Annotated in this window: 11 protein-coding genes and 1 tRNA gene; 5 read left to right on the forward strand and 7 right to left on the reverse strand. The window is 62.9% G+C overall.

Features of this window, described 5'->3' with window-relative positions:
* Positions 1–300, reverse strand: coding sequence for an Asp-tRNA(Asn)/Glu-tRNA(Gln) amidotransferase subunit GatC (gene gatC, locus D0B32_RS14265; protein ID WP_117334609.1), 300 nt, complete (start codon positions 298–300; stop codon positions 1–3).
* A 377-nt stretch (positions 301–677) separates the two neighbouring features.
* Here gatC and D0B32_RS14270 point away from each other — a divergent pair, with 377 nt between their 5' ends.
* From D0B32_RS14270 to rodA, 5 genes are all read left to right on the forward strand, one after another.
* On the forward strand, positions 678–1,721 hold the full coding sequence (locus tag D0B32_RS14270; RefSeq protein WP_004189550.1) for a rod shape-determining protein: 1,044 nt from the start codon (positions 678–680) through the stop codon (positions 1,719–1,721).
* A 152-nt stretch (positions 1,722–1,873) separates the two neighbouring features.
* Positions 1,874–3,085, forward strand: coding sequence for a rod shape-determining protein MreC (gene mreC, locus D0B32_RS14275; RefSeq protein ID WP_117334610.1), 1,212 nt, complete (start codon positions 1,874–1,876; stop codon positions 3,083–3,085).
* The gene (mreD, locus tag D0B32_RS14280; RefSeq protein ID WP_117334611.1) at positions 3,082–3,594 is read left to right on the forward strand and encodes a rod shape-determining protein MreD; all 513 of its coding nucleotides are present in this window, start codon (positions 3,082–3,084) and stop codon (positions 3,592–3,594) included. Before mreC ends, mreD begins: the two co-directional genes overlap by 4 nt.
* A 154-nt stretch (positions 3,595–3,748) precedes the next feature.
* On the forward strand, positions 3,749–6,154 hold the full coding sequence (gene mrdA / locus D0B32_RS14285; RefSeq protein WP_117334866.1) for a penicillin-binding protein 2: 2,406 nt from the start codon (positions 3,749–3,751) through the stop codon (positions 6,152–6,154).
* 10 nt (positions 6,155–6,164) lie between these two features.
* Complete coding sequence (rodA, locus tag D0B32_RS14290) at positions 6,165–7,313, forward strand: rod shape-determining protein RodA (RefSeq protein ID WP_117334612.1); 1,149 nt, start codon at positions 6,165–6,167, stop codon at positions 7,311–7,313.
* Between the two features lie 106 nt (positions 7,314–7,419).
* Here the strand turns inward: rodA and D0B32_RS14295 are convergent, their stop codons facing one another.
* From D0B32_RS14295 to D0B32_RS14320, 6 genes are all read right to left on the reverse strand, one after another.
* The gene (locus D0B32_RS14295) at positions 7,420–8,133 is read right to left on the reverse strand and encodes a tetratricopeptide repeat protein (RefSeq protein ID WP_117334613.1); all 714 of its coding nucleotides are present in this window, start codon (positions 8,131–8,133) and stop codon (positions 7,420–7,422) included.
* The gene (locus tag D0B32_RS14300; RefSeq protein WP_117334614.1) at positions 8,130–8,912 is read right to left on the reverse strand and encodes an HpcH/HpaI aldolase/citrate lyase family protein; all 783 of its coding nucleotides are present in this window, start codon (positions 8,910–8,912) and stop codon (positions 8,130–8,132) included. Before D0B32_RS14300 ends, D0B32_RS14295 begins: the two co-directional genes overlap by 4 nt.
* Before the next feature lie 196 nt (positions 8,913–9,108).
* Complete coding sequence (queD, locus tag D0B32_RS14305) at positions 9,109–9,552, reverse strand: 6-carboxytetrahydropterin synthase QueD (protein ID WP_117334867.1); 444 nt, start codon at positions 9,550–9,552, stop codon at positions 9,109–9,111.
* Positions 9,553–9,561: 9 nt separating this feature from the next.
* Positions 9,562–10,194 carry a 7-carboxy-7-deazaguanine synthase gene (gene queE, locus D0B32_RS14310; RefSeq protein WP_117334615.1) on the reverse strand — a complete coding sequence of 211 codons (633 nt, stop codon included), beginning with the start codon at positions 10,192–10,194 and terminating at the stop codon, positions 9,562–9,564.
* A 127-nt stretch (positions 10,195–10,321) separates the two neighbouring features.
* The gene (queC, locus tag D0B32_RS14315; protein WP_117334616.1) at positions 10,322–11,053 is read right to left on the reverse strand and encodes a 7-cyano-7-deazaguanine synthase QueC; all 732 of its coding nucleotides are present in this window, start codon (positions 11,051–11,053) and stop codon (positions 10,322–10,324) included.
* 508 nt (positions 11,054–11,561) lie between these two features.
* Positions 11,562–11,637, reverse strand: a tRNA-Phe gene (locus D0B32_RS14320).
* Between the last annotated feature and the right edge of the window lie 92 nt (positions 11,638–11,729).

The following is an 11,729-nucleotide window of genomic DNA, read 5'->3' on the forward strand; positions in this document are numbered from 1 at the left end:
TTATTCAATGACCTTGGGCACCAGATAGAGCCCGTCTTGCACGGCGGGAGCGGGACGCTGGAATTCGTCGCGCTGCACGACTTCCGTGACGGCATCCGCACGCAGGCGCAGTGCAACATCTTCGATCTGTTCGATAGGATGCGCGAGCGGTTCGATGCCCGTGGTGTCGACGGCCTGCATCTGCTCGACGAGGCCGAAAAAGTCATTGAGCTGGGCAAGTGTGTGCTCAGCTTCGGCGTCGGCCAGTTCGAGCCGCGCAAGATGCGCGATGCGTTTAACATCGGTCAGAGTCAGAGCCATGCAATCACCGGAAAATGTGGCGGGCTGTCACAGTGTGGAAAAACATTGCTGTGACAGCGAGTTACAACACTGGAGGGCGGCCTCGAAAAAGGGGCCAGCGGTGGCAAAAGTGCCAACCGTTTCCTTTAAATCAAGCAAAATTATAAGGTATCATTACGCGTTCGACCCAAACCCGGACCGACTTACCAAGGCCTTTCTGGTCATTTCCCACAAATGAATCAGAGTTTGAAGCCGGCCTTGTTTCGGCCTCCGGTAGATTCCCTCGCAGCTTCAAGCCGTTAAGGCGCCGCATCCGCCCGGTTGAAGCTGTTATTTTTTCCGCTGCCGCCCTGCGCATGAGTTGCGAGGCCCCGGCCCCAAGCGAGACAGGATTTTGAATGTTCGGTTTTTTGCGCAGCTACTTCTCTAACGATCTGGCGATTGACCTTGGCACTGCCAACACGCTCATCTACATGCGTGGCAAAGGTATCGTTCTCGACGAACCGTCAGTTGTCTCCATCCGCCAGGAAGGCGGTCCCAACGGCAAGAAAACCATTCAGGCGGTGGGCAAGGAAGCCAAGCAGATGCTTGGCAAGGTGCCAGGTAACATCGAGGCCATCCGCCCCATGAAAGACGGCGTGATCGCCGACTTCACCGTCACCGAACAGATGATCAAGCAGTTCATCAAGACGGCCCACGAATCGCGTATGTTCTCGCCGTCGCCGCGCATCATCATCTGCGTGCCGTGCGGTTCTACCCAGGTGGAACGCCGCGCCATCAAGGAAGCGGCACATGGTGCGGGCGCATCGCAGGTGTACCTCATCGAAGAGCCGATGGCTGCCGCAATCGGCGCCGGCCTGCCGGTGTCGGAAGCCACCGGCTCGATGGTCGTCGATATCGGCGGCGGCACCACGGAAGTCGGCGTGATCTCGCTCGGCGGCATCGTCTATAAAGGCTCGGTGCGCGTGGGTGGTGACAAGTTCGACGAAGCCATCGTCAACTACATCCGCCGCAACTACGGCATGCTGATCGGCGAGCAAACCGCCGAAGCCATCAAGAAGGAAATCGGCTCCGCGTTCCCTGGCTCTGAAGTCAAGGAAATGGAAGTGAAGGGCCGCAACCTGTCGGAAGGTATTCCGCGCAGCTTCACCATCTCCAGCAACGAAATCCTCGAAGCCCTCACGGATCCGCTGAACCAGATCGTGTCGTCGGTGAAGATCGCGCTCGAACAAACGCCGCCGGAACTCGGCGCGGACATCGCCGAGCGCGGCATGATGCTGACGGGTGGCGGCGCACTGCTGCGCGACCTCGACCGTCTGCTCGCCGAAGAAACCGGCCTGCCGGTGCTCGTCGCCGAAGACCCGCTGACTTGCGTCGTGCGTGGCTCGGGCATGGCCCTCGAGCGCATGGACAAGCTCGGCAGCATCTTCTCGTACGAGTAAGCGAGAGCGACTCTCCATGTCAGCAGCGCGGATCGGACGGCTAGCCTCCTCAGGGCCGGCCTGCCTTGAGCTGGGTCAACCAGCCACCGCGCACTGACCGCGCGTCTTCGCGTCCAAGCTCTACCCAACCGCTCACGCCCCCGGCGCCGACCATGGAATACAGTCCGCCGCCTCTGTTCAAGCAAGGCCCTTCCGCGCTCGCACGGCTGATTTTCTTCGTGCTGCTCGCGCTCGCCTTGCTGATCTCGGACGCGCGCTTCAACACGCTCGAGATCGTGCGCGGCGTGCTGGGCGCGGGCCTGTATCCATTGCAGCGTGCCGCACTGGTGCCGCGCGACATCTTCATGGGGGCTGCCGATCTTGCCGTCACCAGCGCCACTTTGCGCAGTCAGAACGACGAGCTCCATAAAAAGAATCTGCAGCTTTCGTTGCAGGCCAATTCGGCGGCGGAACTGAACGCCGAAAATGCCCATCTGCGCTCGTTGTTGCAGTTGTCACAGCGCATGACCACCGTGTCGATTCCCGCCGAGATCCAGTACGACACACGCGACCCGTTCACGCAAAAAGTCGTGATCGGCCGTGGCGCACAGCAGGGCATCCAGAACGGCTCGCCGGTCGTCAACGAAGACGGCGTGATCGGCCAGGTCACGCGTGTGTTCCCGATGCAGGCCGAGGTGACGCTCCTCACCGACAAGGATCAGGCCGTGCCGGTGCAGGTGGTGCGCACGGGCTTGCGCAGCGTGATCTACGGCACCCCGAAGGGCGACTCGCTCGATCTGCGCTTCGTGCCGATCAGCGCCGACGTTCAGACGGGTGATGAACTCGTGACGAGCGGACTGGACGGTACCTATCCGCCCGGCCTGCCGGTCGCGAAGGTGGTGCGGGTCGACAAGCAGGCGGATACCGCCTTCGCCCGCGTCGTCTGTCTGCCGGTCGCGCCGGTGCGCGGCGCGCGTCAGTTGCTCGTGCTGCACTATCAGAACACGGTGCTGCCACGTCCCGCCGACGAACCCGACGCCGCCAGTGCCGCAAAAGAAGCCAAGGCGAAGAAGGGCGCCAAACCCGGCGACAAGACCACGGAGAAGTCAGCGGAAAAAGCCACGGACAAGAACGCGAAAGCCGCCGCACCGGCCTCGGGCAGCGCAGCCGCGGCTGCCGCCGCGAAGCCTGCCTCGGCCGCAGCGGAAAAGAAGGGCACTGGCGAGAAGAAAGCAGCCGTCGAGAAAAAGTCCGCCGCTGCGCGCGCCGCCGCCGAAAAAGCCGAGAAAGCGGCCGCGGGCAAGTCCGCTCCGGGCACGCCCGCCGCCGCGAAACCGGCCGCCGATAACAGCGCCAAACAACCCGCGCAGGGGGGCCAGCAGTGAACCGCCCGCAATACATCCTGCAACCGGTCAATCCGTACTTCATCGCCTTTAGCCTCGCCGCCGCGTTCCTGCTGAACCTGATGCCGTGGGGGCGTCTGATCGGGGTGCCCGACTTCGTCGCACTGGTACTGCTGTTCTGGAACGTCCATCAGCCGCGCAAGGTGGGCATGGGCATCGCGTTCATGCTCGGCATTCTGATGGACGTGCATAACGCCAGTCTGCTGGGCGAGCATGCGCTGGCCTATACGCTGCTCTCGTATGGTGCTATCACTATCCATAGGCGCGTACTGTGGATGTCGATTGGCGTGCAGACCTTCGCGGTAATGCCGCTCTTCGTCGTCGCGCAACTGGTGCCGTTTTTCATCCGTCTTCTGATGGGGGCGGCATTTCCCGGCTGGGGCTACCTGATCGACGGGTTCGTCGAAGCGGCGCTCTGGCCCATTGCGAGTGTGCTGCTGCTGATGCCGCAGCGGCGTCCGGCTGATCCGGACGACACCCGCCCCATTTAGCGCAGTGCGCGCCTCGAGCCCCGTTGAACATGCTGAATACGCTGCACAGATGTTCGCCCGCCCGGCTCGATCCGCACGACGCACGCCTCCTGGCCCAAGCAGCCGGTGAGGCGCTACTTCACGATGGCCGCCTCGCGGCCCTTTGATCAAACGCATGGCTGCCGAATTCAAGGACACACAACAACAGCTTTCGAAATTCCGCCTGCGCGTCGCGGCGGCGGGGCTGTTCGTGTTCGTCTGCTTCGGGCTGATCGTGTTCCGTTTCCTGTTCCTGCAGGTCTGGCATTACAGCAAGTATTCGCTGCAGGCCGACGAGAACCGCATTTCCGTGGCGCCGATCGTGCCGAACCGCGGCATCATCACGGACCGTAACGGCGTGGTGCTGGCCAAGAACTATTCGGCCTACACGCTCGAAATCACGCCCTCGAAGCTCAACGACACGCTCGACAACGTGATCGACAATCTCGCCACCGTCATCTCCATCGACGCACGCGACCGGCGCCGCTTCAAGAAGCTGCAGGAAGATTCGAAGAACTTCGAGAGCCTGCCCATCCGTACCCGCCTCACCGACGACGAAGTGGCGCGTTTCACCGCGCAGCGTTTCCGCTTCCCCGGCGTCGAAGTGCGCGCGCGTCTGTTCCGGCAGTACCCACTCGGGCCGACGGCGGCGCACGTGATCGGTTATATCGGCCGCATTTCGCAGCACGATCAGGACAAGATCGACGAGGCCAGCGACCAGAACGACAGCGATCCGGATCACTACGATCCGCGCCTCGACGCGAACAACTACAAGGGCACCGACTACATCGGCAAAATCGGCATCGAGCAGAGCTACGAGACCGAACTGCATGGCCAGACCGGTTTCGAGGAAGTCGAAGTCACCGCTGGTGGACGCCCAGTGCGTACGCTGTCGCGTACCCAGGCAACGCCGGGCAACAACATCGTGCTGTCGCTCGACATCGGCCTTCAGCAGGTCGCCGAGCAGGCGTTCGCAGGCAAGCGCGGCGCGCTGGTCGCCATTGAACCCGCAACCGGCGACGTGCTGGCGTTCGTCTCGGCACCAAGCTTCGATCCGAACTCCTTCGTGGACGGCATTGATCAGCAGACGTGGGACGACCTCAACAACTCGCCCGATCACCCGCTGCTGAACCGTCCGCTGCACGGCACGTATCCGCCGGGGTCCACGTACAAGCCTTTCATGGCACTGGCCGCGCTCACGCTGCACAAGCGCACGCCGAGCTGGGGCTTTCAGGATCCGGGCTTCTACACCTTCGGTGGCCACACGTTCCGCAACGACGTGCGCTCGGGGCAAGGCTGGATCGACCTGAACCGTGCCATCGTGGTGTCGAACGATACGTACTTCTACATGCTCGCGCACGACCTGGGCGTTAACGCGATCGCCAACTTCATGAAGCCGTGGGGCTTCGGCCAGATCACCGGCATTGATATTTCCGGCGAAGCGAAGGGCATCCTGCCGTCCACGGAATGGAAGCGCAAAGCCTACCGCAAGCCTGAGCAGCAGCGCTGGTACGAAGGTGAGACCATCAGTCTCGGGATCGGCCAGGGCTACAACTCGTTCACGATCCTGCAACTCGCGCACGCGGTGGCCACGCTCGCCAACAACGGCGTCGTGATGAAGCCTCACCTTGCGAAAGAGATCGAAAACCCGATCACGAAAGATACGCGCCTCACCGTGCCGAAGGACGACGGCCGCATCGACGTGCCCCAGGCCGACATCGACATCGTCAAGCGGGCGATGGTCGGTGTGGTCACCAACGGCACGGCCTCGAAGCTCTTCATTGGCGCGCCTTATCAGGCGGCGGGCAAGACCGGTACGGCGCAGGTCTATTCGCTGCAGGGCGCCAACTATAAGGGTCATGCGATCGCCGAGCATCTGCGTGACCACGCGCTCTTCATCGCTTTCGCGCCCGCTGACCACCCGAAGATCGCGCTTGCGCTGATCGTGGAAAACGGCGGCTGGGGTGCGGAAGCGGCGGGCCCGATTGCGCGTCACGTGCTCGACTATTACCTCGTCGACCGCCAGAAGCCGGGCGCCGAAGCGGCCGCCATCGAAGCCGCGGCCTCGGCCACCGAGGACGCATCGGCGCCGGTGATTGGCGCGCCGCCCGCATCGTCGGTCGAAACGACGCAACCGGCCATCGTCGCCGCCGGCTTCACGCCGTTGCCCATGCCGGGCGCGGCGAGCGCTGCGGCGGCGGCTTCGGCGGCGGCAGCGGCTGCCGCCAACGCTGCCTCCAGCAGCGCGCCGGCCTCATTCTCGGCACCGGCGGTTTACGCGCCTGGCGCAGCCGCAGCGTCGCCCTCGACGCCCTCGACGCCGTTCAGCCCTACCACCGCATCGCCGGCAGCTTCCGACACGAGCGTCGTCGCACCGGTTACTGCAGCGTCATCGGCCAAGCCTGTCGCATCGCGCAAATCCGGCCCGCGTCATCCGCGCCCTGCGAGCGAGCCTGGCCAAACCGCTGCCGCCCCTTCGCGCGACGACAGTATTCAGCCCGCGTCACCCCGCCAGCCGGTTTCCGGCGGCATCGACGAGTAAGGAGAAAGGCATGCAGTTCGACAAGCGCGCCTGGCTCGACCGCATCAAGAAGATGTTCATCGGCTTCGACCGCCCGCTCGCGCTGGCGGTGTTCCTGCTGATGTGCGTCGGCATCGTCACGCTGTACAGCGCCACGCTCGACATGCCGGGCAAGGTGGAAGACCAGCTGCGCAACATCATGCTGACCTTCGTGCTGATGTGGGCGCTGGCCAACGTGCCGCCCAACACGCTGATACGCTTCGCGGTCCCGCTCTACACCTTCGGCATAGCGTTGCTGGTCGCGGTCGCGCTGTTTGGCCTCACGCGCAAGGGCGCCAAGCGCTGGATCAACGTGGGTGTGGTGATCCAGCCGTCCGAGATCATGAAGATCGCCACGCCGCTGATGCTCGCGTGGTACTACCAGCGTCGCGAAGGAGTCATGCGCTGGTATGACTACATCGTCGGCCTGATCATTCTTGCCGTGCCGGTGGGGCTGATCGCCAAACAGCCTGACCTCGGCACGGCGGTGCTGGTGTTCGCGGCAGGGCTGTTCGTCATCTACTTCGCAGGCCTCAGCTTCAAACTGATCGTGCCGGTGCTGCTTGCTGCGGTAATCGCGGTGGGCTCTATCGCCACGTTCCAGGACAAGATCTGTCAGCCGGAAGTGCAGTGGCCGCTGATGCACGACTACCAGAAGCATCGTATCTGTACGCTGCTCGATCCGACTTCGGATCCGCTCGGCAAGGGCTTCCACACCATTCAGGCAGTGATTGCGATTGGCTCGGGTGGCCCGCTCGGCAAGGGCTGGTTGAAGGGCACCCAGGCGCACCTGGAATTCATTCCTGAGAAGCACACCGACTTCATTTTTGCGGTGTTCTCCGAAGAGTTCGGACTGGCTGGCGGCGTCGTGCTGCTGGTGCTGTATATGGCGCTGATTGCGCGAGGGCTATACATCGCGGCCAACGGTGCAACGCTATTTGGACGCTTGCTGGCGGGCTCGCTCACGATGGCCTTCTTCACCTACGCGTTCGTCAATATCGGCATGGTGAGCGGCATTCTGCCGGTGGTCGGCGTGCCGTTACCGTTCATGAGTTACGGGGGAACGGCGTTGATTACGCTGGGCGTTGCCACCGGGCTCATCATGAGCGTGGGCCGGCAGAAGCGCTTGATGCAGAGTTGATTGCGACGTGAAGTCATGTCGCGCATAGACGCTTGGTACATCGAGCGTGAACGCTAAAAACAAGGGGCGCCACAGCGCCCCTTGTTCGTTTACCGCCGCGCCAGCATCACTGCGGCTTGGCTTCGTGCTCGTCGCGCAACTCAGCGCTGAGTTGCTGAAACTTGAGCTTGGCGGCGGGATCGCCCTGCGCCGCGGCAGCCGCGTAATACGCACGCGCGACGTTCAGGTTCTTGTCCACGCCATCGCCACCACGCTCGTAAAACGAACCGGCAACATACTGCGCGGTCATATCGCCACCCTCGGCCGCTTTCTTGTACCAGATGAACGCCTGCCGATTGTCGCGCGCCGTGCCGCGACCATCCAGAAACTGATTTGCCAGTGCCAGCTCGGCCTGCACGTGACCCTGCTGCGCGGCCTTCAGAAACCAGCGATGCGCCTCGACCGGATCGCGCCCGACAAACTCACCATCGTCGTACATCTTGCCGTACACATACTGCGCGTGTGACATGTTCGCTTCAGCGGCTTTGAGCAGCCACTTCTTGCCTTCGTCGACATTGGCCGTGGTGCCTTCGCCGTTGAGCAGCATCATCGCGTAGTTGAATTCGGCCAGCCGGTTGCCGCGCTCGGCGGCGTGCCGGAATTCGGTGAGCGCAGCGCCCATGTTGCCCGCGTTGTAGTCGGCCACCGCGGACTGCGTTTCCGGGTCATCTACCTTCGGCGCCTTTTGCTGCGCATTTGCGGCAGCAGAAAACGCAGTCACTGCCACACAGACGGCAACGCAAACGGCCACGCGTGCCACGCCCTTTGAAACCACCCTCATGACCTAACCTCCTGAAGCGCCTGACGTGTCGCGCGCACCAGCCACATGACGTCGGCCGCTACCGCGATGAAACGAAAACCGGCGTCGCGATACTGACGCGCGCCGGCTGAATCCATAGCGAAGATACCGGTGGCGATGTTCGCCTTTTGTGCCGCAGCAACGACATGCGACATTGCCTCCTGCACCTCCGGATGCTTCGAGTCGCCGAGATGGCCGAGGCTGGCGGCGAGATCGGCGGGTCCGATGAACAGGCAATCCACGCCCGGCGTCGCCGCGATCTTGTCCACTTCCTGCACGGCGCGCGCCGACTCGATCTGCACGATCGTCGCGATCTGCGCGTTGGCCGTCTGCACATAGTCGCGGCGCATGCCATACGAACCGGCGCGCACGGCACCGGCCACGCCGCGCAGACCGTCGGGGGCATCGGCCGTTGGGTACTGCGTCAGACGCACCGCTCGCGCGGCTTCCTCGGCGGATTCGATATTCGGGAACATCAGCGTGCGCGCGCCGGCATCGAGCACGCGCTTGACGAGCCAGCCCTCGTTCGCCGGCACGCGCACCACGGGCTCGCTCGGCAGGTGCGCTGCAGCAATGGCGCGCAACTGGCTCGTGACATCGGCGCTGTCGATGGGCGCATGCTCCATGTCGATCAGCAGCCAGTCGAAACCGGCGTGCGCGAGCGCCTCGGCGGCGCTATCGCTGCCCAGCGACAGCCATAGCCCGAAGAGCGGTTCGGCTTCCGCCAGACGTTGCTTGAGGGGATTGGTGAAGGTGCTCATCGCCGCGCTCCCCGGCAAGACGCACGCTTGCGTGGAACACGGGAAAGGCGGCTGGCGCCGCTGGCTGGCTGCCCGCTGGGCAGTATCTCGAGCAATGGATTGACCGGCATGTCTCGCTCCGCTTGGTTATCGAAACGATCATACCGTGACAATAACGCGGCCGCTGAGGCTCACCCGGTCGCGTATCGGCGCGGGTTCAATCGCGGACCACGTCGGCCCAGCAATTCGGCGTTTCGTAGAGCCGCACTTTATGCAAACGCAGGTTCACGCCGTAGTGCGCGTCGTAGACGTTGGCGAGGATATTGAACGCGACGGCGGCGAGGTTTTCGACCGTCGGAATGCGATCGAGCACCACCGTCTTGTGACCCGGCATGGCGTCGAGAAAGCCGCGTACCTGGGTATCGCCTTCGTACACGATAAACGCGTGATCCCACACGTCCACCAGATGCTCGACCGCGAGCGATTTCACATCGGCGAAGTCCATCACCATGCCGCGATCCGGCGCGCCTTCTGTTTCGACGAGGTCGCCTTGCAGCGTCACTTCGAGTACGTAGCGATGCCCGTGCAGATTGCGACACTGGCTACGGTGATCAGGAATGCGGTGGCCCGCATCGAATTCGAGTTTTCGGGTAATCGTCAGCACGGCAAATCAGGGAATGTTCAGATACTTGTGGGTCTGCATCGACAGGCGCCATTGTGGATGGCGTTTGCACCAGTCGATCGCGAGTTTGGTGTTGATGTCGCGCGACGGGCCGTCCATAGGCTGGACGAGGAAATATTCGAAGTCGAGCGCCGCGTATTCGGACAACCGCTGGTTGTCCTGAGGAATCACGACCTTCAGTTCGTTGCCTTTCGTGACGACCAGCGGTGCGTCGGCCTTCGGGCTCACGCAGATCCAGTCGATCGTCTCGAGCACCGGCAACGAGCCGTTGGTTTCAATGGCAATCTCGAAGCCCGCGGCATGCAGCGCGCCGACGAAAGGCTGGTCCATCTGCAACATCGGCTCGCCGCCGGTACAGACGACGAAGCGCTCGCCTTCACCTTCCGGCCATTGCGACGCGATCATCTGCACCAGTTCTTCGGCGGTGCGGTACTTGCCGCCATTCTCGCCATCCGTGCCGACGAAGTCCGTATCGCAGAAGCGGCACACGGCCTCAGCACGGTCTTCCTCGCGGCCCGACCACAGGTTGCAGCCGGCAAACCGGCAAAACACTGCCGGACGCCCGGCATTCGCGCCTTCGCCCTGCAAGGTGTAGAAAATTTCTTTGACCGCGTACGTCATGCTGCTTTCTGCCTGGCCATCATGGCCTGATTAAGGTTGCCGCTAGTTGCCCGCGGCCTCGTAGGGAGCAGGCTCACGCGGTCTGGAACAACGCCGGACGTCTGGAATGGCTGGAACGGATGCCGGCCTAAACGGGCTCCGTGACTTTCTCGCCGCTCAGATACGCTTCGTAGCCGCGCTTGCGCAGACGGCACGCCGGACACTCACCGCAGCCAAAACCCCACGCATGCAGTTCGGCCCGCTCGCCCACGTAACACGTGTGCGTTTCGACGCGGATCAGTTCGACCAGCTCGTCGCCGCCCAGCTCATGCGCGAGGCGCCACGTATCGGCCTTGTCGAGCCACATGAGCGGCGTTTCGAGCAGCAGACGCGTATCCATGCCCAGATTGAGCGCCACTTGCAGCGCCTTCATCGTATCGTCGCGGCAGTCGGGGTAGCCGGAGAAATCCGTCTCGCACATACCGCCAACCAGCACCTGCAAACCGCGCCGATAAGCAATTGCTGCGGCGATGGTCATGAACATCAGATTGCGACCCGGCACGAAGGTGTTCGGCAAGCCGCTCGCCGCGGCCTCGATCTGGATTTCGCGCGTCATCGCGGTTTCGCTGATCGACCCGAGCACGGACAGGTCGATCATGTGATCGTCGCCAAGCCGCTCGGCCCACTGCGGAAACCCGCGGGCAACCGCACTGCGGAAGCCTTCCCGGCATTCGAGTTCGACCCGATGCCGCTGACCATAATTAAAGCCGAGTGTCTCGACCGTTTCGTATCGTTCGAGCGCCCAGGCAAGGCACGTAGCCGAGTCCTGACCGCCGGAAAACAGCACCAGAGCGCTACGCTTAGCGTCTTTGCGGATCACCGTGAAACTCCGTGAATGAAGAGAGCGACGTCGCGCTGCGCGTTATGCGCCATGCCACGCGACGCAGGCCGGCGTTACAACCGGCTCATGCAGTATAGGCCGCGCCTCTCGCGTGGAAAGTCGCTCGCACTTATACCGCTAATGGTCGGGCACATGGCTTCGCGCGATGCCGCTTCTGCGGCTTTCGCGGCTTCGCAGACGGAGCCGCGCCGGGATGAACCCTTGCCGCGATCGGGCGCCGGTTGCGCCGCCCTGGCGAGAATCGCCCGTGACCAACGCACATGACAAACACGGATGAAGCACCAGCCCGAGCCGTGAGGGACTTGTCTGAAAGCACAGCAAGTCCTTGAACTGGCGCGATTTTATCATGCGACGCCCAATGCCGCCCGAGGCACAACAACGGCCTCAAGAGCAGCCTCACCGCCCTGACCCGCGCGGCTCGATACGCCTCGCGCCCGTCAGAAAAGGAAAAGCCCCAGGAATCTTGCGAGTTCCTGGGGCTGAATCCTGGTGGCCTGGGACGGAATCGAACCATCGACACGCGGATTTTCAATCCGCTGCTCTACCAACTGAGCTACCGGGCCAACGAAGAAGCGAGAGTATAACAAAGGGAGCCGACCGCCTCAAGCCCCTCTCTCAAATTTTTTGCTGACGTGAATGATTGGCCGATCACTGG

Source organism: Paraburkholderia sp. DHOC27, from assembly GCF_003429005.1.
GTDB lineage: Bacteria > Pseudomonadota > Gammaproteobacteria > Burkholderiales > Burkholderiaceae > Paraburkholderia.

Excerpts from the sequence above, each read along its gene's own strand:
- gatC (WP_117334609.1), bottom strand. The coding sequence starts at position 300 with ATGGCTCTGACTCTGACCGATGTTAAACGCATCGCGCATCTTGCGCGG.
- D0B32_RS14270 (WP_004189550.1), top strand. The coding sequence starts at position 678 with ATGTTCGGTTTTTTGCGCAGCTACTTCTCTAACGATCTGGCGATTGAC.
- mreC (WP_117334610.1), top strand. The coding sequence starts at position 1,874 with ATGGAATACAGTCCGCCGCCTCTGTTCAAGCAAGGCCCTTCCGCGCTC.
- mrdA (WP_117334866.1), top strand. The coding sequence starts at position 3,749 with ATGGCTGCCGAATTCAAGGACACACAACAACAGCTTTCGAAATTCCGC.
- rodA (WP_117334612.1), top strand. The coding sequence starts at position 6,165 with ATGCAGTTCGACAAGCGCGCCTGGCTCGACCGCATCAAGAAGATGTTC.
- D0B32_RS14295 (WP_117334613.1), bottom strand. The coding sequence starts at position 8,133 with ATGAGGGTGGTTTCAAAGGGCGTGGCACGCGTGGCCGTTTGCGTTGCC.
- D0B32_RS14300 (WP_117334614.1), bottom strand. The coding sequence starts at position 8,912 with ATGAGCACCTTCACCAATCCCCTCAAGCAACGTCTGGCGGAAGCCGAA.
- queE (WP_117334615.1), bottom strand. The coding sequence starts at position 10,194 with ATGACGTACGCGGTCAAAGAAATTTTCTACACCTTGCAGGGCGAAGGC.